Raw genomic sequence first — 24,056 nt, 5'->3', positions numbered from 1 at the left:
GAGTCCCAGCCGCCACTTGCGCGGACCAAATCCCCAGAGCGTGGCGAAACTTCACCAAACCCCCACCCGCCCGTCCCCGACCCCCGTACGCTGAGTCCCGGCATCGGTGGGGGCCGGAGCCGGAGCAGGGGGGAAGGACGATGGGGCGGATTCGCGTCCTGGTGGTCGACAGCCACCGGATCTTCGCCGAGGCACTGGCCGCGGCACTCGCCGGCGAGCCGGACGTGGACGTCGGCGCGGCCGGCACCGCGGCCGCGGCGGAACGCGCCCTGGAGCGGGCGGCCGGCGAGCGCCGCGCGTACGACGTGGTGCTGATCGACGCCGACCTCGGTCCCGGCCCGCAGTACCCGCCGCAGCGTCAGCACCCCTCCGAGCCGGACCAGTCGGAGCCGCGCCGCCCGCAGTACGCGGTGCCGGTACCGGTGCCGAGGCGGCCGAGCCTGCTCCCCGGCGCACGGGCGCACGGTGCGGGCGGCCCGCACGGCGCCGCCGGGCCGGCCGTCCGGCCGGTGCCGCAGTTCCAGCGCGAGCCGAACCCGGCCGCCCCGGGCAGCTCGTCCAAGGGGGACGGGATCGCCCTGCTGGCGCGGGTCTGCCGGACCCACCCCGAGCTGCGGGCCGTGGTGCTGGCCGCCGAGGACGACCCGCGCCGGGCGGTCCGGGCACTGCACGCCGGCGCCAGCGGCTGGGTCGCCAAGGAGAGTTCGCTCGGCACCCTGATGACCGTGGTCCGCGGCGTGCTGCGGGACGAGACCCATCTGCCCCCGGCGCTGCTCACCGGCGTGGTACGGGAGTTGACCTCGGCCCGGCGCGACCGTTCGGAGAGCGAGCGGCTGGTCGCCGCGCTCACCCCGCGCGAGGAGGAGGTGCTGCGCTGCATGGTGGCCGGTCTCGGCCGGCAGGCGGTGGCCGAGCGGCTCTACCTCTCCCCGCACACCGTCCGCACCCATATGCAGAACGTCCTCGGCAAGTTGGGGGTGCACTCCACCCTCGCGGCCGTCGCGGTGGCGCGACGGGCGGGGATCTCGCCGGCCGAGCCCCCGCCCCCGTCCGTACCCGCATCCACCGTCGCCTCGCCCACAGGCCCCGGCGTCGGCTGATCAGCCCCCGCCACGCCCAGATACCGACTCCGTCAGGTCAGGGAAACCGGAGGACAGATGTCGCCGCACAGCAATGCCGCACGCCTGGATCCATTCACCATGCACATTCCACGTCAGGACGAGGGCTCGACCGGGCTGCGGACGCTGGTGGTCGGGGCCGGCGCGGCCGGCTCGGCACTGGTCCGCGACCTGGACCGGACCCCGGACTTCGGTCTCACCCCGGTCGGGGTGCTCGACGACGACCCGGCCAAGGCCGGGACCGAGATCGACGGGGTGCCGGTGCTCGGCACCCTCGCCGAGCTGACCGAACTGGCCGTCGAGCACCGGGCGCAGGTGATCGTGCTGGCCATCCCGGGCCTGGCGCACCACCGGGTCCGGGCGCTGGCCACCGCGGCGGCGGCGGCCGGGGTGGCGGTCCGCTACCTGCCGTCGTTCCTGTCGGCGCTGCGCCGCGAGGTGGTCGGCTCCGACCTGCGCAGCCTGGACGTCAACAAGCTGATCGGCCGGGCCGAGGTGCACGTGGTGTCCTCCGACGTCCGGGCCGTGATCGAGGGCCGCCGGGTGCTGGTGACCGGGGCCGGCGGCTCGATCGGCAGCGAACTGTGCCGCCAGGTCAACGCGTTCGGGCCGTCCGAGCTCTACATGCTCGACCACGACGAGTCGAACCTGCACCGCCTCCAACTGGAGATCTGGGGCGAGGCCCTGCTCACCGACGAGTCGCTGGTGATCGCCGACATCCGGGACCGCCCGCGGATCCAGCAGATATTCCGTGACCTCAAGCCCGAGGTGGTGTTCCACGCGGCCGCGCACAAGCACCTGCCGCTGCTGGAGCGGCATCCCTCCGAGGCGGTCAAGTCCAATGTGCTGGGCACCGACAACCTGGTGGAGGCGGCGCTCGCGACCGGCGTGGAGCGGTTCGTCCTGATCTCCACCGACAAGGCCGCCGACCCGACCTCGGTGCTGGGCGCGAGCAAGCGGCTGGCCGAGCTGATCGTGCAGGCCAACGCCCGGGACGCGCGCAACCTGGGCACCGGCGTGTTCACCGCCGTCCGGTTCGGCAACGTGCTCGGCTCGCGGGGTTCGCTGCTGTCGGTGCTGGCCGAACAGTTCCGCAGCGGCGGCCCGGTGACGGTCACCCACCCGGACGTCACCCGCTTCTTCATGACCATCGAGGAGGCGGTCGGCCTGGTGCTGGAGGCCGGCCGGATGGCCGAGGGCGGCGAGGTGTTCGTGCTCGACATGGGCGAGCCGGTGCGGATCGTCGACCTGGTCCACAACTTCGCCCGGCAGGTGCAGCTGGCCGCGGAGGAGGTGGAGATCCGGTACACCGGCCTGCGGGCCGGGGAGAAGCTGAACGAGGCGCTGTTCTCCGAGCGCGAGGAGCGGCTGCCCACCGCGCACGGCCGGATCTACGCCACGGTGGCCGAGCACTCCGCCGTCCCGGAGGACCTGGCCGGCGGGCTGACCGGCCTGTACGAGGCCGCGGCGGTCAACGCCGACATCGAGGTCCGCAGCCGGCTGGCCGAACTCCTGCCGGGGTACCGCACCCCGGAGGTGGCTCCCGTCCCGGCCCTGAGCAGCCCGTACCCGGACGGTTTCTGAGGCAGCCCGTACCCGGACGGTTTCCGGGACCCGGTGCCGGCGGCCGAGGGGGCGGCCGGCCGGCCCGGTCGACGGGGGCGGTGGGCCGCAGCGGTCAGCCGGCCTGGTCGAACGGGGCGGTGAGCTGGCGCAGCAGCGCGGCCAGCTCGCCCTGGCGGTCGGGGCTCAGCCGGGCCAGCAGTTCGCGCTCGTGCGCGAGCAGGCCGGCCAGCGCCTGGTCCGCCTTGTCGCGCCCGTCGTCGGTCAGCCGGACCAGCACCCCGCGCCGGTCGTCCGGGTCGGGCAGCCGCTTGACCAGGCCCTTGCCGGTGAGCCGGTCGATCCGGTTGGTCATGGTGCCGGAGGTGACCAGGGTCTGGGTGAGCAGCTGGCCGGGGGAGAGCTGGTACGGCGAGCCGGCCCGGCGCAGCGCCGTCAGCACGTCGAACTCCCAGGGCTCCAGGCCGTGCTCGGCGAAGGCGATCCGGCGGGCGCGGTCCAGGTGCCGGGCGAGCCGGCTGACCCGGCTGAGCACCTCGAGCGGCTCCACGTCGAGGTCGGGGCGCTCACGGCGCCATGCTGCGACCAGCCGGTCGACCTCGTCCTCCATGACGATCAGTGTATCGGTGGTTGTGTCGATGTGAAGTCTCTTGACATCAAGAGATAACAAAAGGCAGCCTGGGGATAGATATCTTGATGTCGAGATACTTTGCGAGGTAGCCATGCCCACCTGGGACCCGACGCAGTACCTGCGCTTCGCCGACCAGCGCACCCGCCCGCTGCACGAACTGCTCGCCCGGGTGCCGGACCTCCCGCCGGCGCCCACCGTGCTGGACATCGGCTGCGGCCCGGGCAACTCCACCGCCGTGCTCCGCGCCCGCTGGCCCGACGCGGCGATCACCGGCATCGACACCTCCGCCGAGATGCTCGCCACCGCCCGCACCGCCGAGGGCGAGCCGACCGCCTCCTACCTGCTCGCCGACGCCGCTGTCCACGACCCCGCCCCGGCCGCCCCCGACCTGATCGCCAGCAACGCCACCCTGCAGTGGGTCGACGGCCACCTCGACCTGCTGCCGCGCTGGGCGGCGGCGCTGCGGCCGGGCGGGGTGATCGCCTTCCAGGTGCCCGGCAACTTCGACCGGCCCAGCCACACCCTCCTCGCCGACCTGCGCCGCAGCCCTCGCTGGCGTGCCGCCCTCGGCGACGATCCGGTCCGCGCCGGCGTCCCGGAGCCGGACGCCTACCTGGAGACGCTGCTCGCCGCCGGCTGCACCGCCGACGTCTGGGAGACCACCTACCTCACCCTGCTGCCCGGCCCCGACCCGGTGCTGGAGTGGACCAAGGGCACCGCACTGCGCCCGGTGCTCGCCCTGCTGCCCGACCCCGCCGAGCGGGCCGCCTTCCTGGCCGAGTACGCGGCGCTGCTGCGCGAGGCCTACCCGGCAGGGCCGTACGGCACGGTGTTCCCGTTCCGCCGGATCTTCGCGGTGGGCGTGCGCGGCTGAACCAGGCCGCAGCCGCCGAACCAGCCGCAGCCGCCGAACCGGCCGCAGCCGCCGAACCGGCCGGACCACCTGGGCCCGGCCCGGCCGGCTCAGGAGGAGCCGGGCATCGCCGGGTGCCGCCCGATCAGCACCACCCCGACCACCACCGCCAGCAGGCCGGCCGCCTGCCAGGCCAGCGCCAGCGGGGTGACCCGCACCTGGTCGCCGAGGAAGCCCACCGCGCAGGCGATCCCGGTCAGCGGCTGGGCGGCGGTCAGCGCCGGCAGCGACATCCGCAGCGGCGCCGCCTCGAAGGCGGACTGCACCAGCAGCAGCCCGACCACGCCGATCGCCACGATCGTGTAGGGCTGCCAGGTGGCCAGCACCGAGGTCAGGCCGGTCGAGTCCAGCTTCTCCGCGACCGACCGGGTGAGCGCGTCCTGCAGGCCGTAGAGCAGGCCCGCGGCGAGCGCCAGCAGGGTCGCCTCCTCCAGCAGCGGCATCCGCCGGGCCGCACTCACCAGCACCAGGGCGAGGCCGGCCACGATGCCGAACACCAGCCAGTAGCGCAGCTGGCTCTCCGGCGGCTCACCGCCCTGCGGGCGGCCGGAGACGATGAAGGTGGTCACCCCGACCGCGATCAGCACCACGCCGCCCCAGCCGGAGCGGCCCAGCGACTGCCCGGTCAGCACCCGGGCCAGCAGCATGGCGAACACCAGGCTGGTCGCCAGCAGCGGCTCCACCAGCGACACCTCGCCGTGGTCCAGCGCCAGCGCGCTGAGCACCTGGCCGCCGATCATGAACGCGATGCCGAGCAGCCAGTCGGGCATCCGCATCAGGTCGAGCAGCAGCCGCCAGTGCAGCAGGTCGTCGCGCGGGGCGCGCTGCGCCGCGTGCTGCTGGAGCACGAACCCGAGCCCGAGGCAGCAGGCGGCGCCGATCGCCAGGAGGAAGACCGCCAACGGTCACCATCTCCCCAGGGCTGTTCAGCCCTTCCGGTCGCCGACCAACTTGGGATGCCGCTCCAGGCCCTCCAGGCCGTGCCAGGCCAGATTGACCAGGTGGGCGGCCACTTCGGCCTTCTGCGGCTTGCGCACCTCCAGCCACCACTGGCCGGTGAGCGCGACCATGCCGACCAGCATCTGCGAGTACATCGGTGCCAGTCGGGCGTCGAAGCCCCGGGACTTGAACTCCAGCCCCAGGATGTCCTCCACCTGCACCGCGATGTCGCTGATCAGCGAGGCGAAACTGCCGGTGGACTGGGCCACCGGGGAGTCCCGGACGAGGATCTTGAAACCGTCGGTGGAGGTGTCGATGTAGTCCATCAGGGCGAACGCGGCCTGCTCCAGCAGTTCCCGCGAGTGCCCGCCGGTGAGCGCTCCGGTGACCATGTCCAGCAGGAGCTGCATCTCGCGGTCGACCACGACCGCGTACAGCCCCTCCTTGCCGCCGAAGTGTTCGTACACCACCGGCTTGGAGACCCCGGCCCGCTCGGCGATCTCCTCCACCGAGGTGCCGTCGTACCCGCGCTCGGCGAAGACCGAACGGCCGATCTCCAGCAGCTGCTCGCGCCGCTGCTTGCCGGTCATCCGGACCCGCCCGCGGGCCTTGGCACCGCGCGCACCGGCCGTGGAGCGGGTACGGACGCGCGCCGGGCCACCCTCCTCGGCCTGCGAGGTGCGATGGCCGGCCGCGCTGTCTCCGTTGCTCCCGTTCACCCCTACATCATGCTTCAGCGCACGCCTCATGCGGTGCGGCGGGCGGCGATCCGCTCCGTACTGGGCCACCGGACGTCCTTCGCCCAGCCGGCCTGCTCGAACCAGTGGATCAGCCGCGCGGAGGAGTCGATCTGCCCGCGCAGCACCCCGTGCCGGGCGGAGGTGGGGTCGGCGTGGTGCAGGTTGTGCCAGGACTCGCCGCAGGACAGCACCGCCAGCCACCAGACGTTGCCGGAGCGGTCGCGGGACTTGAACGGGCGGGCGCCGATCGCGTGGCAGATCGAGTTGATCGACCAGGTCACGTGGTGCAGCACCGCGATCCGGACCAGGGTGCCCCAGAAGAAGGCGGTCAGCGCGCCCTGCCAGGACATCGTCACCAGCCCGCCGACCAGCGGCGGCAGCAGCATCGAGATCAGCGTGAAGAGCCAGAACAGCCGGGAGATCCGGCGGATCGCCGGGTCCTTGATCAGGTCGGGCGCGTACTGCTGCTGCGGGGTCTGCTCCTCGTCGAACAGCCACCCCATGTGCGCCCACCACAGCCCCTTGAGCAGCGCGGGGACGGTCTCGCCGTAGCGCCACGGCGAGTGCGGGTCGCCCTCCTTGTCGCTGAACTTGTGGTGCCGGCGGTGGTCGGCCACCCAGCGCACCAGCGGACCCTCGACGGCCAGGCTGCCGGCGATCGCGACGGCGATCCGCAGGGCGCGGTTGGCCTTGAAGGAGCCGTGGGTGAAGTAGCGGTGGTACCCGATGGTGATGCCGTGGCAGGTGAGGAAGTACATCACCGTGGCGATCGTCAGATCGAGCCAGCCCAGGCCCCAGCCCCAGGCCACCGGCACGGCGGCGATCACGGCGAGGAACGGGACGGCGATGAAGATCCCTATGGTGATCCGCTCGACGGGGCCCTGCTGGTCCCCGCTCACGGTGGCGGTCAGCGATGCGACGGCGGGGTCCGCGGCCTGGGGGCGCGCTTCGTCGGCCTGAATGGTCATGACGGTCCTTGGGGGGGCGAAGCGGGGCTACCTACGACTCCGTAACTTACGGCATCGTAGGTACTGCCGCCCCCGATGGGAAGACGTGTCGCGCCCGCCCGGGGCCGGTGGCGGGGAACCGCCATAGTGGTGGAGCTGAGGGCCCGGAACCCGTAGTGTGTGCTTGCCATCCCCGGTTGCTCTGCTGGCACGGGCGCCCAGACTTTGAATCTGGTCTTCGCAGGTTCGATTCCTGCCCGGGGAGCCCTGCCCTCCCCTCCCGGTACGCCGCCTCGGGCGATCGCCCCGCCGGTACCCGGATATCCTCTGAGCTGCCGGACCGCGGCCGTGCGGGCCGAGTCCGGCCGCCCCCTCCCTCACCGTGAACCGACCGAGGAGCCTCCGCGTGAGTGCCAACCAGACCGCCGCCGTGATCGTGCTCGCCGCCGGCGGCGGGACTCGGATGAAGTCCAAGGCCCTGCCCAAGGTGCTGCACCCGATCTGCGGCCGCACCCTGGTCGGCCACGCGGTCAGCGCCGCGCAGGAGTTGGCCCCGCAGCACCTGGTGGTGGTGGTCGGCCACCTGCGCGAGCTGGTGCAGGCGCACCTCACCGAGGAGTACCCCGGGGTCCGTTCGGCCGTCCAGCTGGAGCAGAACGGCACCGGCCACGCCGTGCGCACCGCGCTGGAGGCGCTGGCCGCCGACGGCGTGCAGCTGGACGGCACCGTGATCGTCACCACCGGCGACGCCCCGCTGCTGACCGGCGGCACGCTGGCCGCGCTGGCCGAGGCGCACGCCGGGCAGGGCAACGGGGTCACCGTGCTCACCGCCGTGGTGCCGGACGCCACCGGGTACGGCCGGATCCTGCGGGACGTCGGCGGCGCGGTGGCCGCGATCGTCGAGCACAAGGACGCCACCGAGGCGCAGCGCGAGATCGCCGAGATCAACTCGGGCGTCTTCGCCTTCGACGCCAAGCTGCTGGCCGAGGCGCTGGGCCGGCTGGGCACCGACAACGTGCAGGGCGAGGAGTACCTGACCGACACGCTGGAGATCCTGCGCACCGCCGGCCACCGGGTCGGCGCCGTGGTGGCCGCGGACTTCCGGGACATCGTCGGCATCAACGACCGGGTCCAGCTGGCCGAGGCCCGCCGGATGCTGAACCAGCGCCTGGTCGAGCGGGCGATGCGGGCCGGCGTCACCGTGGTCGACCCCGCCTCGACCTGGTTCGACGTCCAGGTGACCTACGAGCCGGACGCGCTGGTGCTGCCCGGCACCCAGCTGCACGGCGCCACCCACCTCGGCGAGGGCTGCGAGGTGGGCCCGAACACCACGCTGACCGACACCGCGGTCGGCGCCGGCGCCCATGTGAGCAACACCACGGCGATCGGCGCCGAGATCGGCGAGCTGGCCTCGGTGGGCCCGTACGCCTACCTGCGGCCGGGCACCAGGCTGGCCCGCAAGGCCAAGGCCGGCACCTACGTCGAGATCAAGAACTCCGAGCTGGGCGAGGGCGCCAAGGTCCCGCATCTGTCGTACATCGGCGACGCCACCATCGGTGAGGGCAGCAACATCGGTGCGGCGTCCGTCACGGTGAACTACGACGGCGTGAACAAGCACCGCACGGTGATCGGGGCGCACTGCCGCACCGGTTCCGACAACATGTTCATCGCGCCGGTGACCGTCGGTGACGGCGCCTACACCGCGGCCGGCTCCGTGGTGACCAACGACGTACCGGCCGGCGCCCTCGGGGTCGCCCGGGCGCAGCAGCGCAACATCGCCGGCTGGGTGGCCCGCAAGCGGCCCGGATCGGCCTCCGCGCAGGCCGCCGAGGCCGCCGGGGCGGGTGGGGCGCAGTAGCCGGGAGGGGCGGGCGGGCGTCTCGCCCACCGGTCCCGGGGCGGACGCTTTCCGGCGGGGCGCGTAACCTGGAGTACATACGTGCGCCACTGGGCTTACTGTCCGCGCCTCGGCGTACTCCCAATTCCCCCGCCCACTGCCCGCCCGGGTCCTGCCCGGGTGCGCCCGGGCGGGTCCATGTGCGGCAGCAACACGAGGAGACGGTGCAGTGAGCGGGATCACGACGTCGGGTGAGAAGAAGCTGAAGCTCTTCTCCGGCCGTGCCCACCCTGAGCTGGCGGCGGAGGTGGCGGCGGAACTCGGGACCGAACTCGTTCCGACCAAGGCGCTGGACTTCGCCAACGGCGAGATCTACGTCCGCTTCCTGGATTCCGCGCGTGGCGCGGACTGCTTTGTGATGCAGAGCCACACGGCTCCCATCAATCAGTGGATCATGGAACAGCTGATCATGATCGATGCGCTGAAGCGGGCCTCGGCCCGCAGCATCACCGCGATCCTGCCGTTCTACGGTTACGCCCGCCAGGACAAGAAGCACCTCGGTCGGGAGCCCATCTCGGCCCGCCTGGTGGCCGACCTGCTGGCCCAGGCCGGCGCCGACCGGATCATGGCCGTGGACCTGCACACCGCGCAGATCCAGGGCTTCTTCTCCGGCCCGGTGGACCACCTGTTCGCGCTGCCGGTGCTCTGCGACTACGTCGGGGAGAAGGTCGACCGCGCCAAGCTGACCATCGTCTCGCCGGACGCCGGCCGGGTGAAGGTCGCCGACCAGTGGTCGGACCGGCTCGGTGCCCCGCTGGCGATCATCCACAAGCGTCGCGACATGAGCCAGGCCAACACCATCCTGTCCGCCGAGGTGGTCGGTGACGTCAAGGACCGGGTCTGCGTGCTGGTCGACGACATGATCGACACCGCCGGCACCATCTGCGCCGCCGCCGACGCGCTGTTCGAGAACGGCGCCGCCGACGTGATCGTGGCCGCCACCCACGGCGTGCTGTCCGGCCCGGCCGCGGACCGCCTGAAGAACTCCCGGGTCAGCGAGTTCGTGTTCACCAACACCCTGCCGACCCCGGCGCAGCTGCAGATGGACAAGGTCACCACGCTGTCGATCGCCCCGTCGATCGCGGCCGCGATCCGCGAGGTCTTCGAGGACGGCTCGGTCACCAGCCTGTTCGAGGGCGTGCACTGATCCGCACCGCCCCGATCGGCCCCCGGAGCCCCGGCTCCGGGGGCCGATTTCATGGTTGACGCACACTGCGGTTAGACTCGTGAGACTGCTCGGCGAGGGATGCCGTGTGCCCGCGCGGGTGCCGCATCCGTGATCGACGCGCTGGTCCAGCCGCAGCCCGGCTGTGACCACCCGTCATCCGCCGCCGAGCGACCCCCTGAACGTACTTGAGGGTGTGGCCCGGCGGTTTTCTGTTGTCGCCTGCACCCGTAGCCAGCCTTTACGAGGAGTGCAGTCGTGTCCGAGATCCGCCTTGCCGCCGAGTCCCGCACCGAGTTCGGCAAGGGTGCCGCCCGTCGTGCCCGCCGCGCCGGGTTCGTCCCCGGTGTCGTCTACGGCCACGGCCACACCCCGGTTCACCTGAACCTGCCCGGCCACGAGCTGATGATGGCGCTCAAGACCCCGAACGCCCTGCTGGTCGTCCCGATCGAGGGCAAGGACGAGTTCGTGCTGCCGAAGGCCGTCCAGCGCGAGGCCATCAAGCGCACCATCGAGCACGTCGACCTGCTGCTGGTCAAGCGTGGCGAGAAGGTCACCGTCGAGATCCCGGTCCTCACCGAGGGCGAGCTGGCCCCCGGCGGCAACCTGCTCGAGCACGTCCTGAACGCGCTGCCGGTCGAGGCCGAGGCCACCCACCTGCCCGAGGCCGTGACCGTGTCGGTCGAGGGCCTGGAGGCCGGTGCCTCGATCACCGCCGGTGACATCGAGCTCCCCAAGGGCACCACGCTGGCCGTCGACGCCGACGCCGTCGTGCTGCAGGTCATCGGCGCCCAGGCCGCCGAGGTCACCGAGGACGAGGCCGCCGCCGAGACCGAGGCCGAGGTCGGCGCCGAGGCCTGAGCCTCCCGCTGAACCCTGTGTGACCGCTGCCCCGGTCGCCCCGTCGAGGGGCGGCCGGGGCAGCGGCGTTCCAGACGCCCGGCCGACGGTCCCCGGCCCCCTCCGGCGGCCACGGGGCGCGGATAATGGGGACCCGGCATCGACGGCGAGCGGAGAGCGGCAGAATGAGCGCGGCGGCACAGGAGTACACCGGACCCTGGCTGGTGGTGGGGCTGGGCAACCCCGGCGACGGCTATGCCCGCAACCGGCACAACATCGGCTTCATGGTGGCCGACCTGCTCGCCGAGCGGATCGGCGCCCGCTTCAAGGCGCACAAGAGCCGGGCCCAGGCCGCCGAGGGCCGCCTGGCCGGGCAGCGGGTGGTCCTGGCCAAGCCGATGACCTTCATGAACCTCTCCGGAGGCCCGACCACCGCGCTGCGCGACTTCTACAAGGTGCCCGCGGCCGGCATCGTCGCCGTCCACGACGAGCTCGACCTCGACTACGCCGCCCTGCGGTTGAAGACCGGTGGCGGCGACAACGGCCACAACGGCCTCAAGTCGCTCACCAAGTCGCTCGGCCCCGACTACCACCGGGTGCGCTGCGGCATCGGCCGTCCGCCGGGCCGGATGGAGGTGGCGGACTTCGTGCTCAAGGACTTCTCCAGCACCGAGCGCAAGGAGCTGGACTGGTTCGTCGACCGGGCGGCCGACGCGGTGGAGGCGCTGCTGTCGGAGGGCCTGGAGCGCGCCCAGCAGACCTACAACTCCTGATCCGTCGTCAGTTCCCTTTGCGACTGCGGTGGCGCACGGTACACAACGGTCGTGCAACGCTTTGGGGGACGGGAGCTGAAACCAGGTCAGAACGCCCCGGTGCTTCGGTACGGTCAGTCCTGTACGAAGGGGTTGAGGGGTCGATTCTGGGGGTAAGGACTGTGGTTCGGTCACGCCGTGTCCACTGGGCGCACACTGTCGGCGGTGCGGTACTCGGCCTGGCGGCCTGCACGCTGGCCGTCGGCCCCGCGTCCGCGGCCGAGTCGCCCGGGGGTCCGTCGCTGGCTCCGGAGCCGGCCGCGGCCCAGCTGATGCCGCTGCAGCAGGTGCCGCCGGTGGCCGGTTCGGTCGGCGGTTCGGCCGGGCTGTACGCGGTCGGCGGCGGCCTGGTGGTGGCGGCCGGAGGAGCCGCGACCTGGCTGCGTCGGCGGCGCGCCGGGCGGCCCACCACCTACTGAGCACGACGGGGAAGACGCAGGACGACGGAGGGACCGGCCGGTGGCCGGTCCCTCCTGGTGCGTCCGGGGTGCGGGTCAGCCGGTGTTGCGCAGGCCCGCCGCGATGCCGTTGACGGTCAGCAGCAGCGCCCGCGCCCGCAGCGGGTCCTCCGGCCGGCCCTGCTCGGCCATCTCGCGCTGCCGGCGCAGCAGCGCGACCTGGAGGTAGGAGATCGGGTCGAGGTAGGCGTCCCGCACGGTGAAGGTCTGCTTGAGCACCGGGTTGTGCTCCAGCAGCTCGTTCTCGCCGGTGAGCCGGAGCACCTCGCGCAGGGTGAGGTCGTGCTCGGCGACGATCTGGTCGAACACGTGGTGCAGGTCGGCCGGCACCAGCTGCTCCACGTAGTGGCGGGCGATCCGCAGATCGGTCTTGGCCAGCGTCATCGCGACGTTGGACAGGAAGTTCTGGAAGAAGTGCCACTGGCCGTGCATCTCGTCCAGCACGTCGCCCAGGCCCGCCTTGCGGGCCGCCGCGAGGCCCGAGCCGACGCCGTACCAGCCCGGCACGATCTGCCGCGACTGGGTCCAGCCGAACACCCACGGGATGGCCCGCAGGCCGTCCAGACCGGCGCCCGAGTCGGGGCGGCGGGACGGGCGCGAGCCCAGGTGCAGCGAGGCCAGCTGGTCGACCGGGGTGGCGGCGAAGAAGTACTTCGGCAGGTCCTCCTGCTCCACCAGGGCCCGGTACGAGGTGTGCGCGGCCTCGGAGACCTGGTCCATCGCCGCGTCCCAGCGGGCCAGCTCCTCGGGGGCCTGGCGGGGGGCGGTGTGCAGCGCGGAGGCGGACAGCGTGGCCGAGATGGTCAGTTCCAGGTTCTCCCGGGCGAGCGAGGGGAGCAGGTACTTGTCCGAGATCACCTCGCCCTGCTCGGTGACCTTGATCTCGCCCTCCAGGGTGCCCCACGGCTGGGCCAGGATGGCCTCGTGCGAGGGGCCGCCGCCGCGGCCGACGGTGCCGCCGCGGCCGTGGAACAGGCGCAGCCGGATGCCGTAGCGGTGGGCCACGTCGCGCAGCCGGCGCTGGGCCCGGTGGATCTCCCACTGGGAGGTGGTGATGCCGCCGAACTTGGAGGAGTCCGAGTACCCGAGCATGACCTCCTGGATGTCCCCGCGCAGCGAGACCAGCAGCCGGTACGAGGGGTCGGAGAGCATCTCGTCCAGGATCCGGTCGGCCTCCTGGAGCTCGTCGGTGGTCTCCAGCAGCGGCACGATGCCGACCTTGGCGATCCCGGCGTGCAGGTCGATCAGGCCGGCCTCGCGGGCCAGCACCACGGCGGCGAACACGTCGTCGGCGCCCTGGCACATCGAGATGATGTAGCTCTCGACGATCTCGTCGCCGAACCGCTCGAAGCCCTCCCGGATGGTGGTGAACACCCCGAGGGTCTTGGCGCCGGCCGGGTCCAGCGGGGCCGGGGTGGGGGCCAGCGGGCGGCGCGAGCGCAGCTCCTTGCCGAGCAGCCGCTGCCGGTACTCGCGCGGCATGTCGGCGTAGCGCCAGGCCTCCTCGCCGAGCCGGTCGAAGAGCTGGCCGAGCGCGTGGTGGTGGGCCTCGGCGTGCTCGCGCACGTCCATGGTGGCCAGCTGGAGGCCGAACGCCTCGATGGTGCGGATCGCCCGGGCGAGCCGGCCGTCGGCGATCAACTGGCCGCGGTGGGTGCGCAGCGACTCCTGGATCAGCTTGAGGTCGGCGACCAGCTCGCGGGTGCCGACGTAGTCGCGGCCGGGCAGGTGCGGGGTGCCGGCGGCGAGCCGCTCGCGGGTGTTCTCCAGCTTGAGCCGCACGCAGGTGGCCTTGAGCCGGTAGGGCTCCTCGGCGTTCATCCGCTTGTAGCGGGGGCTCAGTTCGGGCAGCAGGGCGAGGTCGGCGTCCAGCGACTCCAGCAGCTCGGCGGAGGCGCCGGCGAGCCGGACCGAGGTGGAGAGCGCGGCGCGCAGGTCGTCGACGGCGGCCAGCGCGTCCTTGATCCCGTACTCGTGCTGGAGGTTGAGCACGTCCCAGGTGACGGCCGGGGTGACGTTCGGGTTGCCGTCCCGGTCGCCGCCGATCCAGGTGCCGAAGGTCAGCGGGCGGACGCCCTCGGGGAGGGTCAGGCCGACCCGGGCCAGCTCCTCGTGCAGCTCCTCCAGCACCTCGGGGACGGCCTCGCGGTAGAGCTCGTCCAGGTAGTAGACGGCGTTGCGGGCCTCGTCGGTGGGCTCGGGGCGGGCGATCCGCAGCTCGTCGGTCTGCCAGAGCAGGTCGATCACCTCGGCGAGCCGGCGGTCGGCCTGGCGCTTGGCCGAGCTGTGCCGCACCGGGTCGGCGGTGGACAGGCCGGAGGCGACGTGCTCGCGGTGGATCCGCTCCAGCAGCTCGCCGATCCGGCGCAGCTTGTTCAGCACGCTGCGGCGGGCGGCCTCGGTCGGGTGCGCGGTGAAGACCGGGCGGACCGCCAGGTTGGCCAGGGTGTCCTGGAGGTGCTTGGGGTCGGCCTCGGCGAGCTGGTCGGCGGTCTGCGCCAGCAGCGAGCCCTCGCGGGCCCGGCGGGTGGCGAACTCCCGGCCGCGGTGCACCTGCTCGGTGACGTTCGCCAGGTGGAAGTAGGTGGAGAAGGCCCGGACCAGCTTGCCCGCGGTCTCCAGGTCGATCTCGCCGAGCAGTTGCGCGGTGGCCTCGCCGTCGGTGCGGCTGAGCAGCCGGACCTGCTCGACCAGGCCGAGCAGCTCGGGGCCCTCCTGCCGGACCAGGGTCTCGCCGAGCAGGTCGCCCAGGCGCCGGATGTCGGCGCGCAACGCGGCGTTGGCCGCGACCGGGTCGTCGGCGGGCGGGGACGGGCTGTCGGCCGAGGTGGGGACCGGAGCGGTCACGGCTGGCTCCCTGTGGTGGTGGGGTTCGGGCAACGGCTCTCCCCCGCCGTTCGCTGGGAAGGCCGGGGGCGTGCGGACCGCGCTGTCCGTCGCGGACCAGCATAGGTGGCACCGGGTGCCGCGTCCGAGAAGTGGCCGGATGCCGGACACCGGCGGCGCGGCGGGCACAGGTCCGCCGGGGCGGCCGGCGCCGGCGGTCGGGCGGGGCGGTGACGGGGTGGGGGCCGGGGCGGTAACGGGGTGGGGCCGGGGCGCGGCCCGCCCTTAGGCTGTCCCTCATGAGCAAGTCGCCTGACGGGGGCGGGCCGGCCCACTCGCTGTGGTGGTGGGAGCGGCGCCGCAGCGCGCTGCTGGACGTCGTGCTGGCCGTGCTGGCCGCACTGGAGTGCGCCTTCGGCGCGTACGGCGTGGTGCAGGACCGGTTCCACCTGGGCGTGTGGGTCGCGGTGGCGGCCGCCGTGCCGGGGGCGCTGGCGGGGGCGACGCTGCTGGTGCGGCGGCGCTGGCCGGCCGTGCCGGTGCTGGTCGCGCTGGTGTTCGTGCCGGGGCTGTTCGGGATCCTGCTGCTGGTGGTGTCGCTCTACACGCTGGCCGCCACCTGGGAGTGGCCGTCGCGGCGGCGCCGGGTGGTGGCGCTGTCGGCGCTGGCCCTGGTGGAGACCTTCGGGATGGTGCTGTTCGCCATCAACGCCCCCGAGCAGGGCGACGCGGGCACGCCGCTCCCGCCGACCTGGGTGTTCGTGGTGATGGCCGCGCTGGTGGCGGTCGGGCTGACCGTCCCGCCGGTGGTCAGCGGCCTGTACGTGGGCGCCCGGCGGCGGTTGGTGGAGTCGCTCCAGGACCGCGCGCTCGGGCTGGAGGCCGAGCTCGGCCTGCTCGCCGAGCAGGCGGCCGAGCGGGCCCGCCGGGCGCGGCTGGAGGAGCGCACCCGGATCGCCCGGGAGATGCACGACGTGGTGGCGCACCGGGTGAGCCTGATGGTGGTGCACGCCGCCGCGATGGAGCGGACCATCCCGCGCGACCCGGAGCGGGCCCAGCAGAGCGCCCGGCTGATGGGCGAGGTCGGCCGGCAGGCACTGGACGAGCTGCGCGGGATCCTCGGGGTGCTGCGGATGGCCGAGCCGCCGGCCGAGCCGGCCGGCGTGCCGGGGCAGCCGGGGCCGGAGCAGGGTGGTCCGGAGCAGGGCGGGCCTGCCGCGCGGGCCGAGGGCCTGGCCGGGCTGCCGCGGCTGGTGGAGCAGTCCCGGGCGGCCGGGATGCTGGTGGAGCTGACGGTCAGCGGTGACAGCTGCCCGTACTCGGGGCAGGCCGAGCGGACCGCGTACCGGCTGGTCCAGGAGGGGCTGACGAACGCGCACAAGCACGCCGCCGGCGCCCGGGTCGCGGTGGTGCTGGCCTACCTGCCGAACGGGGTCCGGGTCGCGGTGGCGAACGCCCGGGCGGACGGCGGCCCGGACACCGTCGCACTGCCCAGCGGCGGCAACGGGCTGGTCGGCATGCGCGAGCGGGTGGTGGCGCTCGGCGGCAGCTTCCGGGCCGGCCCGGCCGAGGACGGCGGGTTCAGGGTCGAGGCGGTGCTGCCCTCACGGCTGGCCGTCCGGGTGGACCGGCTCGGCTGAGCGCGGCCGCAGCAGCAGCCCGTCCAGCCGCGGCTGCACCAGCGGGCCGAAGAAGCGGACCGCCGCCGGCGTCGCCAGCAGGACGGCGAGGGTGAGCGCGCAGGCGCCGAGCAGCGGCAGCGCGGTGTACCAGTGGTGCAGCGTGCGGGCGTGGTAGATGCCGGAGGCCTGGACGAGCTTCAGCGGCAGGCCGTGCAGCAGGTAGACGTAGAGCGAGGCGCCGCCGAGCGCCGTCCACCGGGTGCGGCCCTCGGGCAGCAGGGCCAGGAAGGCGGCGCCGGCCACCAGCGACAGCGCGGCCAGCGCCAGCCGTACGCCCACCCAGACCGGGTAGCCGACGTGCAGTTCGGCGGCGCTCTGGGTGTACTCCACCCAGCCCGGGTTGAGCAGCTTGGGCGCGGCCAGCCAGACCGCGGCGAACACCGCGGCCAGCGCGAGCGGCGCGCCCCGGCGCACGGCGGGCCGGCGCAGCAGCGCCAGGTGGTCGGGCCGCAGCACCAGGCCGAGCACGAACCACGGCAGGAAGCCCAGGGTGCGGCCGAGCGCCAGCTCCTCGGGGAAGGCCGCCATCGCGCCGGAACCGGCCGAGACCAGGACGGCGACCGCCAGCGGGTGGCGCAGCGCGGTCCACAGCGGCACGCTGAGCCGCCAGACCAGCAGCGAGAGCAGGAACCAGGTGAGCCAGCGCGGCTCCAGCAGCGCGATCGGCGCGAGCCGCTTCTCCAGCACCATCCCGACCAGGTTGTAGAGCACCTGGAACACCAGGTACGGGACGACGAGTTGGGAGATCAGCCGGGCACCGTCCACCTGCGGCCGGCCGGGTCCGGGCCGGGCGAACCAGCCGCACAGGGTGATGAACACCGGCATCGAGAACGCCGCGATGGTGAGCACCGCGGCGGCGATCGTGCGGTCCTCCGCCAGCAGCGGCATCCAGGTGTGCGCGCAGACCACCAGGGCGACCGCCGCGAACTTGGCGTTGTCGAACAGCGGTTGGCGCCGGGCGGGCCGGCCGGGCGGTGCGGTGGCCGCGGGTGCGGATGCCGTCTGGACGCTCATCGCGATTCCTCCCGGTGGTCCCCTCGGAAGCTCCACATTCCGATGCGCCACAGTGTGGCGGCAACGGCACGCCGGCGGGAGGGGATTGACGAGAGTCGGGACGCCAGGGACGGGATCAGCCGTCGTCGTCGACCGTGCGCAGCCGGTGCTGGGGCAGTCCCAGCACCAGCGTGGAGACGGCCTGGTCGATGCTGGGGCCGAGGAACCACTCGCCGGCGTGGTCCAGGCTGAACACCCGGCCGTCCTCGTCGATGGCCAGCAGCGCGCGGCCGTACGACTCCTCGCCGAGCGGGGCCAGCCGGCTGCCGAGCGCCCGGCCGAGGTCGGCCAGCGTACGCGGCTGGTGCAGCCCGCAGCGCGGGTCCAGCAGGAACGGCGTCCTCGCCTGCGAGCGGCCGGCCCCGGACAGGTCGAAGGACAGCCCGCCGAACTCGGCCCAGGCCTCCACGGCGGCGGGGAAGACCGAGTGCCGGGTCTCCGGCGGCCCGTCGTGGGCGGCCAACTCGTCGGCCCACTCCTCGGCCTGACGGATCTCCCAGCGGCCGGGGTGCCAGCCCGCCTGCTTGAGGGCGGCGGCGACGTCGGCCGGGAAGCGGGGCTGGGTGCGGACCGCGGTCGGGTTCAGGGTGTGCTCCGGAGGCCGGGGGACAGGGACGGGGTGGGAAGGCGGGGCGGCGCCGGCGGGAGGGCCGCCGGTCAGCGGGCGGCGGGCCCGACCGCGACGCTCGTCACGTTCAGGTGTTCCAGCAGCGGGGCGCAGGACCGGCACGGCGGCGCGTGGGTGCCGTGCGCCGGATCGCCCTCCTCGCGGATGCGCACCGTGGTCAGCCGGGCGCCCTTGAGCGCCTTGCGGGCCTCCGGCAGGGTGAGCGGCTTGCGGGCGGCCCGCTTGGAGCGGCCGGCGTCCACCCCCGCCAGGAACTGCGAGAGCAGGGCGGGCTCCGGGCAGTGGCCGAGGAACCGCTCCCGGTGCTCGACCGGCAGCGCGGCCAGGAACTCGGCCACCAGCGGGTGCAGCAGCGGCGGCCGGCCGCCCTTGGCGCCGGCCAGGGTGTGCACCTCGCCGCCCTTCAGCGACAGCGCGGCGGCGACCGCCGGCAACAGGCTGTCGCGCAGGTGGCGCAGCACGGGCACCGGCGTGCCCGTGCCGGGCTCCGGTTGATCCATGACTGCTCCTCGGCTGTGCTCGGCGCATCGGCAGTTCTCCGCTGCCGGGGGTCTGCTGACGGACGGTGACCACCAGGGTCGCACGGCGCCCGCGCGCGGATGGTGCCATCAGCCTGCCAAACGCCTCGGACACCCGGCGCCCCGGGGTGCGGAAGCCGGTGCTCCGCCCCCGGTCGGCGGCGGTGTACGGAGCGTCCGCCCCAGGCTGCCGCGCTGCTCGGGAGCCGCGCCGGGTTTCCGGATTCGGGCCATTTTCGACTGCGGTGCCCGGTACCGTTCCACTGCGAGGTCAGGGGGTCGGGCCGTGGGGAGAGCGGCTCGCGTCCGGGCCTCGCCGGGCAGCGGAGGCCGCCGGGGCGAGGAGGCCACCGGGGCCGGAGCAAGGGGGGTCTTGCCATGGCGAGCGGGTCCAAGGACGTGGCGCACGAGGCGCCGGGAGAGCACGTACCGACGCCGGGGACGACCGAACCCCGGCCGGCCGAGCGGATCGGTCTGGCCGTGGTCGGCGCCGGGTACTGGGGGCCGAACCTGGTCCGCAACGCGCAGCAGACGGCCGGGCTGCGGCTGCACTGGCTGTGCGACCTGGACGAGGAGCGGTCCCGTCGGGTGCTCGGCGAGTACAGCACCGTCCGCACCACCACCTCGTTCGACGAGGTGCTGGCCGACGAGCGGGTCCGGGCGGTGGCGATCGCCACCCCGGCCGCGGCGCACTACAAGCTGGTCCGGGCGGCCCTGGAGGCCGGCAAGCACGTGCTGGTGGAGAAGCCGATCACCACCACGGTGGCGGACGCGGCCGAGCTGGTCGCCCTCGCCGAGGAGCGCGGGCTGGTCCTGATGTGCGACCACACCTTCTGCTACACCCCGGTGGTGCGGCGGATCCGCGAGCTGGTGCACGGCGGCGAGATCGGCGACATCCAGTTCTTCGACTCGGTCCGGATCAACCTCGGCCTGGTCCAGCCGGACGTGGACGTGCTCTGGGACCTGGCGCCGCACGACCTGTCGATCCTGGACTTCGTGCTGCCGCCCGGCGTCGAGCCGGTCGGGGTGAGCGCCCAGGGCGCCGACCCGATCGGGGCCGGCCGGGCCTGCGTCGCGTACCTCACCGTCCGGCTCAGCAACGGCGCGCTGGCGCACTGCCACGTCAACTGGCTCTCCCCGACCAAGGTCAGGACCACCCTGATCGGCGGCTCCCGCCGCACCCTGGTCTGGGACGACCTCAACCCGCAGGCCCGGCTGGCCGTGCACGACCGCGGCGTCGACCTGACCCCGCCGGACGAGCTGACCGACGCCATCCGGCACCGGGCGCTGATCTCGTACCGGGTGGGCGACATGGTCGCGCCCGCGCTGGTCGAGCAGGAGGCGCTGCGCAACGTGATGGGGGAGTTCGCCGCCGCCATCACCGAGGGCCGGGCCCCGCTCACCGACGGCCGCTCCGGCCTGCGGGTGCTCCAACTCCTGCACGCCGCCTCGCGCAGCCTGGAACTGGGCGGCGCCACCGTCCCCGTCGGCGGCGCCGACGACATCGAACTGATCACCGCTCAGGAAAGGGCCGCCGCCCGATGAACGCAGTCGCCGTTGAGGGCTCCCGCTGCCTGGTCACGGGCGGGGCCGGCACCATCGGCTCCACCGTCGTCGACCAGCTGATCCAGGGCGGGGCCCGCGAGGTGATCGTGCTGGACAACCTGGTCCGCGGCCGGTCGGAGAACCTCGCGCCCGCCCGGGCCGCCGCCGCGCCCGGCCAGCTCCGGATGGTCGAGGGCGACATCCGGGACCGCGCCCTGCTGCGCGAGCTGCTCGGTGACGACACCGACCTGCTCTTCCACCTCGCCGCGATCCGGATCACCCAGTGCGCCGCCGAACCCCGGCTGGCCCTGGAGATCATGGTGGACGGCACCTTCGACGTGGTCGAGGCCGCCGCCGAGAAGGGCGTGAAGAAGGTCATCGCCTCCTCCACCGCCTCGGTCTACGGGCTGGCCGACACCTTCCCCACCCCCGAGACCCAGCACCCGTACCACAACGACACCTTCTACGGCGCCGCCAAGGTGTTCAACGAGGGCCTGCTGCGCAGCTTCCACGCCATGTACGGGCTGGACTACGTCGCGCTGCGCTACTTCAACGTCTACGGCCCGCGGATGGACGTGCACGGGCGCTACACCGAGGTCTTCATCCGCTGGATGGAGCGGATCGCCGCCGGGCAGCCGCCGCTGATCTTCGGCGACGGCCTGCAGACCATGGACTTCGTGCACACCGAGGACATCGCCCGGGCCAACCTGCTGGCCGCCGCGGCGCCGGTGACCGACCGGGTGTACAACATCGCCAGCTCCTCGGAGGTCTCGCTGCGGGGCCTCGCCGACGCGCTGCTGGCCGCGATGGACCGCACCGACCTGGACGTCGAGCACGGCCCGGCCCGCGGCACCGCCGGCGGCGTGGTCCGGCGCCTGGCCGACATCTCGGCCGCCGAGCGCGACCTCGGGTGGAAGCCGGAGCTGGGCCTCGACGAGGGCCTGCGCCAGCTGGTCGCCTGGTGGCGCGAGCAGTAACCCGCCCTCCCGCCACGTCCGTCTTTCCGTCCCGTCCTTCGGAGCAGCGCGTGTCCAGCACCATCCCGGCTGTGCCCCAGATCCCTGTGATGCTGCCCTGGCTCGGCGAGGAGGAGGCCGAGGCCGCCGCGGCGGCCGTCCGCTCCGGCTGGGTGGCCCAGGGCCCCCGGGTCGCCGAGTTCGAACGGGCCTTCGCCGACCACCTCGGCGTCCCGCACGCCGTCGCGGTGTCCTCCTGCACCACCGCGCTGCACCTGGCGCTGATCGGCGCCGGCGTCGGGCCCGGCGACGAGGTGGTGGTGCCCTCGCTCTCCTTCATCGCCACCGCCAACGCGGTCACCTACGTGGGGGCCGTCCCGGTCTTCGCCGACGTGGACCCCGCCGACGGCAACCTGACGGCCGCCACCGTCGCCGCGGCGCTCACCGGGCGCACCAAGGCGGTGATCGTCGTCGACCAGGGCGGTGTCCCGGTCGACCTGGACGCCGTGCGCGCGCTGGTCGAGCCGCGCGGCATCACCGTGGTCGAGGACGCCGCCTGCGCGGCCGGCTCCACCTACCGCGGGCGCCCGGCCGGGTCCACCGCGGAGATCGCCGCCTACTCCTTCCACCCGCGCAAGCTGCTGACCACCGGCGAGGGCGGCATGGTGACCTGCCAGGACGGCGAACTCGCCGCCCGGCTGCGCCGGTTGCGCGAGCACGGGATGAGCGTGTCGGCCGCCGACCGGCACGCCGCCGGCGGCGGGGCCGGGGTGGTGGAGACGTACGACGAGATCGGCTTCAACCACCGGATGACCGACATCCAGGCCGCCGTCGGTCTGGTGCAGCTGGGCAAGCTGCCCGCGATGGTCGAGCGCCGGCGCGAGCTGGCCGCCCGCTACCGGGAGCTGCTCGGGCCGCTGGCCGCCGGCCTGGTCGCCGACCCGGCGCACGGCACCGGCAACTTCCAGTCCTGCTGGCTGCTGCTGCCCGAGGGCGCGCCCGAGCGCACCGAGGTGCTGGCCCGGCTGTCCGCGGCCGGCGTCTCGGCCCGGCGCGGCATCATGGCGGCCCACCTGGAGGCCCCGTACAAGGGCACCGCCCGGCTGCCGCTGCCCGCCACCGAGCTGATCACCCGGCGCTCGCTGATCCTGCCGCTGTTCCACACCCTGACCGAGGGCCAGCAGGACCACGTGGTCGCCGCGCTCCGCGAGGCCATCGGGTGACGCTGCCGGCCGGGACGTCGATCAGGCACCTCGGGCACGCCGGCTTCGTGGTCGAGCACGCGGGCCTGCGCATCCTGATCGACCCCTGGTTCCACCCGGCCTTCCTGGAGGCCTGGTTCCCGTACCCGGACAACCGCGACCTGCTGCCCGGCACGGTCGCCGGGCACTACGACTACCTGTACGTCTCGCACACCCACGAGGACCACTTCGACGAGCGCACGCTCGCCCAGCTGTCCCGGCAGACCACCGTGCTGGTGCCGCGCTTCCGCAGCCGGGCGCTGGCCCGGCGGCTGGCCGCGCTCGGCTTCGGGGAGCAGGTCCGGCTCGGCCACCGCGAGCAGCACCGGCTCGGGCCGGACTGCACGGCCACCATGCTGCTGGACACCAGCCACAAGGAGGACAGCGGCCTGCTGCTCGACCTCGGCGGCTACCGCTTCCTCGACCTCAACGACTGCAACACCCCGATGTCCGAACTCCCGGACCGGATCGACCTGCTGGCCGCCCAGTACTCCGGCGCCATGTGGTACCCGAACGCGTACGACTACCCGGCGCCGGTGATGGCGCGCAAGACCGCCGCGGTGCGCGCCGACCTGCTGGACACCCTGGTCCGCAAGGTCCGGCTGACCGGGGCGCGGGCCTACCTGCCCTCGGCCGGGCCGGCCTGCTTCCTGGACCCGGCGCTGGAGCGGTTCAACGACCGGGAGCGGACGATCTTCCCGCACTGGGAGGACGTCGCCGCGCCGTTCGCCGCCGCCTGCCCCGGCACCGAGGTGGTCCGCACCGCCCCGGGCACCCGGATCGGCCCGGCCGACGCGCCCGACCCGGCGGCCGACGACCCCGGCCCGGCGGCCGACGGCCGCTGGCTGACCGACCCCGAGGGCTACCTCGCCGACTACCGGGAACGCCGCCGGCCCGAGTGGGAGGCCTACCACGCGGGCGAGGTCGAGCCGGTCGCCGCCGCCGAGATCGAGGCGCACTTCGCCCGGCTCCAGCAGCTCAACCGCCCGCTGCTCGCCGACTACCGGGCGGACCTGCGGCTGGAGGCCGAGGGCGCCGCCTGGGGCCTGGCGCTGGGCGAACTCGCCGAACGGGTCGAGCTGGAGGACGAGCCGGTCGACCCCTCGTACGTGATCCGGGTGCCCGCCCGCGCGCTGCGGGCCGTCCTGGACGGCGCGACCGGCTGGGAGGAGGCGCTGCTGTCCATGCGGCTCAGCCTGCACCGCGACCCGGACGTCTTCGACCTGACCCTGCTCAGCCTGCTGCGCTACGGCCACCAGCCGGCCCAGACCCGGCAGTTGATCCGGGAGCGGACCAGGACCGAGACCATCGAGCGCGACGGCCTGCGGCTCCAGCGGTACTGCCCGCACGCCGGCGAGGACCTGAGCCACGCCGTGATCGCCGACGGGCAGGTCGAGTGCCCGCGCCACCACTGGAAGTGGGACGCCGGCACCGGCGCCTGCCTCTCGGGGGGCGCGCTCCCGCTGCTGGTCGAGCCGGTCGAGCCGGCCGGACCGGGCGGCCCCGCACAGCCCGGCGACACCGTCCCACCACCGCGACCCCGACCCCGACACCGGCCCGAGGGCCGGACAACCAGCTGAGGAG

At 73.8% G+C, this 24,056-nt stretch carries 21 protein-coding genes and 1 tRNA gene; 14 read left to right on the top strand and 8 right to left on the bottom strand.

The features are described from left to right. Positions 1-140 precede the first annotated feature (140 nt). Entirely contained in the window at positions 141-1,100 is a 960-nt protein-coding gene (locus tag ABT014_RS05010) for a LuxR C-terminal-related transcriptional regulator (protein ID WP_350637213.1), read from the top strand. Between the two features lie 99 nt (positions 1,101-1,199). Further along, positions 1,200-2,702, top strand: a complete 1,503-nt coding sequence (locus ABT014_RS05005; RefSeq protein WP_350637211.1) for a polysaccharide biosynthesis protein — start codon at positions 1,200-1,202, stop codon at positions 2,700-2,702. Between the two features lie 94 nt (positions 2,703-2,796). Here ABT014_RS05005 and ABT014_RS05000 read toward each other — a convergent pair whose 3' ends face one another. After that, positions 2,797-3,291, bottom strand: a complete 495-nt coding sequence (locus ABT014_RS05000) for a MarR family winged helix-turn-helix transcriptional regulator (protein ID WP_350637209.1) — start codon at positions 3,289-3,291, stop codon at positions 2,797-2,799. A gap of 112 nt (positions 3,292-3,403) precedes the next feature. Between ABT014_RS05000 and ABT014_RS04995 the strand changes: the two genes are divergently transcribed. Then, complete coding sequence (locus ABT014_RS04995; RefSeq protein ID WP_350637206.1) at positions 3,404-4,186, top strand: methyltransferase domain-containing protein; 783 nt, start codon at positions 3,404-3,406, stop codon at positions 4,184-4,186. An 89-nt stretch (positions 4,187-4,275) separates the two neighbouring features. Here the strand turns inward: ABT014_RS04995 and ABT014_RS04990 are convergent, their stop codons facing one another. The 3 genes from ABT014_RS04990 to ABT014_RS04980 are packed head-to-tail and all read right to left on the bottom strand — an operon-like array spanning position 4,276 to position 6,872. Continuing rightward, positions 4,276-5,127 (bottom strand): DMT family transporter, encoded by an 852-nt coding sequence (locus tag ABT014_RS04990; RefSeq protein ID WP_350637204.1) that lies wholly within the window; start codon positions 5,125-5,127, stop codon positions 4,276-4,278. Between the two features lie 24 nt (positions 5,128-5,151). Next, positions 5,152-5,883 (bottom strand): TetR family transcriptional regulator, encoded by a 732-nt coding sequence (locus tag ABT014_RS04985; RefSeq protein ID WP_350637202.1) that lies wholly within the window; start codon positions 5,881-5,883, stop codon positions 5,152-5,154. Between the two features lie 26 nt (positions 5,884-5,909). After that, the gene (locus ABT014_RS04980) at positions 5,910-6,872 is read right to left on the bottom strand and encodes an acyl-CoA desaturase (RefSeq protein WP_350637200.1); all 963 of its coding nucleotides are present in this window, start codon (positions 6,870-6,872) and stop codon (positions 5,910-5,912) included. 169 nt (positions 6,873-7,041) lie between these two features. Here ABT014_RS04980 and ABT014_RS04975 point away from each other — a divergent pair. The 6 genes from ABT014_RS04975 (at position 7,042) to ABT014_RS04950 (ending at position 11,984) form a co-directional block, all read left to right on the top strand. After that, positions 7,042-7,116 (top strand) — tRNA-Gln (locus ABT014_RS04975). 141 nt (positions 7,117-7,257) lie between these two features. Then, positions 7,258-8,709: a bifunctional UDP-N-acetylglucosamine diphosphorylase/glucosamine-1-phosphate N-acetyltransferase GlmU gene (glmU, locus tag ABT014_RS04970; RefSeq protein ID WP_350637198.1), complete on the top strand. Its 1,452-nt coding sequence runs from the start codon at positions 7,258-7,260 to the stop codon at positions 8,707-8,709. 208 nt (positions 8,710-8,917) lie between these two features. After that, positions 8,918-9,895 carry a ribose-phosphate diphosphokinase gene (locus tag ABT014_RS04965; protein WP_350637196.1) on the top strand — a complete coding sequence of 326 codons (978 nt, stop codon included), beginning with the start codon at positions 8,918-8,920 and terminating at the stop codon, positions 9,893-9,895. Between the two features lie 276 nt (positions 9,896-10,171). Continuing rightward, positions 10,172-10,774 carry a 50S ribosomal protein L25/general stress protein Ctc gene (locus tag ABT014_RS04960; RefSeq protein ID WP_350637194.1) on the top strand — a complete coding sequence of 201 codons (603 nt, stop codon included), beginning with the start codon at positions 10,172-10,174 and terminating at the stop codon, positions 10,772-10,774. A 164-nt stretch (positions 10,775-10,938) separates the two neighbouring features. Further along, positions 10,939-11,526 (top strand): aminoacyl-tRNA hydrolase, encoded by a 588-nt coding sequence (gene pth, locus ABT014_RS04955; RefSeq protein WP_350637192.1) that lies wholly within the window; start codon positions 10,939-10,941, stop codon positions 11,524-11,526. A gap of 161 nt (positions 11,527-11,687) precedes the next feature. After that, the gene (locus ABT014_RS04950) at positions 11,688-11,984 is read left to right on the top strand and encodes a hypothetical protein (RefSeq protein ID WP_350637190.1); all 297 of its coding nucleotides are present in this window, start codon (positions 11,688-11,690) and stop codon (positions 11,982-11,984) included. A 75-nt stretch (positions 11,985-12,059) separates the two neighbouring features. On the opposite strand, the gene ppc is transcribed toward ABT014_RS04950, so the two are convergent. Further along, positions 12,060-14,795: a phosphoenolpyruvate carboxylase gene (gene ppc / locus ABT014_RS04945; RefSeq protein ID WP_350637476.1), complete on the bottom strand. Its 2,736-nt coding sequence runs from the start codon at positions 14,793-14,795 to the stop codon at positions 12,060-12,062. Positions 14,796-15,148: 353 nt separating this feature from the next. Here ppc and ABT014_RS04940 point away from each other — a divergent pair, with 353 nt between their 5' ends. Beyond that, positions 15,149-16,489, top strand: a complete 1,341-nt coding sequence (locus ABT014_RS04940; protein WP_350637188.1) for a sensor histidine kinase — start codon at positions 15,149-15,151, stop codon at positions 16,487-16,489. Here ABT014_RS04940 and ABT014_RS04935 read toward each other — a convergent pair. The 3 genes from ABT014_RS04935 to ABT014_RS04925 form a co-directional block, all read right to left on the bottom strand. After that, entirely contained in the window at positions 16,454-17,545 is a 1,092-nt protein-coding gene (locus tag ABT014_RS04935) for an acyltransferase family protein (RefSeq protein WP_350637186.1), read from the bottom strand. The genes ABT014_RS04940 and ABT014_RS04935 overlap by 36 nt on opposite strands. 115 nt (positions 17,546-17,660) lie before the next feature. Beyond that, complete coding sequence (locus tag ABT014_RS04930; protein ID WP_502894851.1) at positions 17,661-18,314, bottom strand: SUKH-3 domain-containing protein; 654 nt, start codon at positions 18,312-18,314, stop codon at positions 17,661-17,663. After that, positions 18,242-18,712, bottom strand: a complete 471-nt coding sequence (locus ABT014_RS04925) for a YwqJ-related putative deaminase (protein ID WP_350637184.1) — start codon at positions 18,710-18,712, stop codon at positions 18,242-18,244. The genes ABT014_RS04930 and ABT014_RS04925 overlap by 73 nt, the downstream gene beginning before the upstream one ends. A gap of 396 nt (positions 18,713-19,108) precedes the next feature. Between ABT014_RS04925 and ABT014_RS04920 the strand changes: the two genes are divergently transcribed. The 4 genes from ABT014_RS04920 to ABT014_RS04905 all read left to right on the top strand — a co-directional run bounded on the left by ABT014_RS04920 (position 19,109) and on the right by ABT014_RS04905 (position 24,052). Then, positions 19,109-20,275: a Gfo/Idh/MocA family protein gene (locus ABT014_RS04920; RefSeq protein WP_350637182.1), complete on the top strand. Its 1,167-nt coding sequence runs from the start codon at positions 19,109-19,111 to the stop codon at positions 20,273-20,275. Further along, positions 20,272-21,252, top strand: a complete 981-nt coding sequence (locus tag ABT014_RS04915) for an NAD-dependent epimerase/dehydratase family protein (RefSeq protein WP_350637180.1) — start codon at positions 20,272-20,274, stop codon at positions 21,250-21,252. Before ABT014_RS04920 ends, ABT014_RS04915 begins: the two co-directional genes overlap by 4 nt. A 71-nt stretch (positions 21,253-21,323) precedes the next feature. Beyond that, a complete protein-coding gene (locus ABT014_RS04910; RefSeq protein ID WP_350637178.1) occupies positions 21,324-22,454 on the top strand; it encodes a DegT/DnrJ/EryC1/StrS family aminotransferase in 1,131 nt (376 codons plus the stop codon). Continuing rightward, a complete protein-coding gene (locus ABT014_RS04905) occupies positions 22,451-24,052 on the top strand; it encodes an MBL fold metallo-hydrolase (protein WP_350637176.1) in 1,602 nt (533 codons plus the stop codon). The genes ABT014_RS04910 and ABT014_RS04905 overlap by 4 nt, the downstream gene beginning before the upstream one ends. Positions 24,053-24,056 lie beyond the last annotated feature (4 nt).

This window comes from Kitasatospora sp. NPDC094015 (genome assembly GCF_040304075.1).
GTDB lineage: Bacteria > Actinomycetota > Actinomycetes > Streptomycetales > Streptomycetaceae > Kitasatospora.
This window is presented reverse-complemented; position numbering and strand designations above follow the sequence as displayed.

What these genes read in the sequence shown, in the direction of transcription:
- pth (WP_350637192.1), top strand. Translation starts at nt 10,939, where the DNA reads ATGAGCGCGGCGGCACAGGAGTACACCGGACCCTGGCTGGTGGTGGGG.
- ABT014_RS04940 (WP_350637188.1), top strand. Translation starts at nt 15,149, where the DNA reads ATGAGCAAGTCGCCTGACGGGGGCGGGCCGGCCCACTCGCTGTGGTGG.
- ABT014_RS04915 (WP_350637180.1), top strand. Translation starts at nt 20,272, where the DNA reads ATGAACGCAGTCGCCGTTGAGGGCTCCCGCTGCCTGGTCACGGGCGGG.
- ABT014_RS04980 (WP_350637200.1), bottom strand. Translation starts at nt 6,872, where the DNA reads ATGACCATTCAGGCCGACGAAGCGCGCCCCCAGGCCGCGGACCCCGCC.
- ABT014_RS04920 (WP_350637182.1), top strand. Translation starts at nt 19,109, where the DNA reads ATGGCGAGCGGGTCCAAGGACGTGGCGCACGAGGCGCCGGGAGAGCAC.
- ABT014_RS05005 (WP_350637211.1), top strand. Translation starts at nt 1,200, where the DNA reads ATGCACATTCCACGTCAGGACGAGGGCTCGACCGGGCTGCGGACGCTG.
- ABT014_RS05000 (WP_350637209.1), bottom strand. Translation starts at nt 3,291, where the DNA reads ATGGAGGACGAGGTCGACCGGCTGGTCGCAGCATGGCGCCGTGAGCGC.
- ABT014_RS04995 (WP_350637206.1), top strand. Translation starts at nt 3,404, where the DNA reads ATGCCCACCTGGGACCCGACGCAGTACCTGCGCTTCGCCGACCAGCGC.
- ABT014_RS04935 (WP_350637186.1), bottom strand. Translation starts at nt 17,545, where the DNA reads ATGAGCGTCCAGACGGCATCCGCACCCGCGGCCACCGCACCGCCCGGC.
- ABT014_RS05010 (WP_350637213.1), top strand. Translation starts at nt 141, where the DNA reads ATGGGGCGGATTCGCGTCCTGGTGGTCGACAGCCACCGGATCTTCGCC.
- ABT014_RS04925 (WP_350637184.1), bottom strand. Translation starts at nt 18,712, where the DNA reads ATGGATCAACCGGAGCCCGGCACGGGCACGCCGGTGCCCGTGCTGCGC.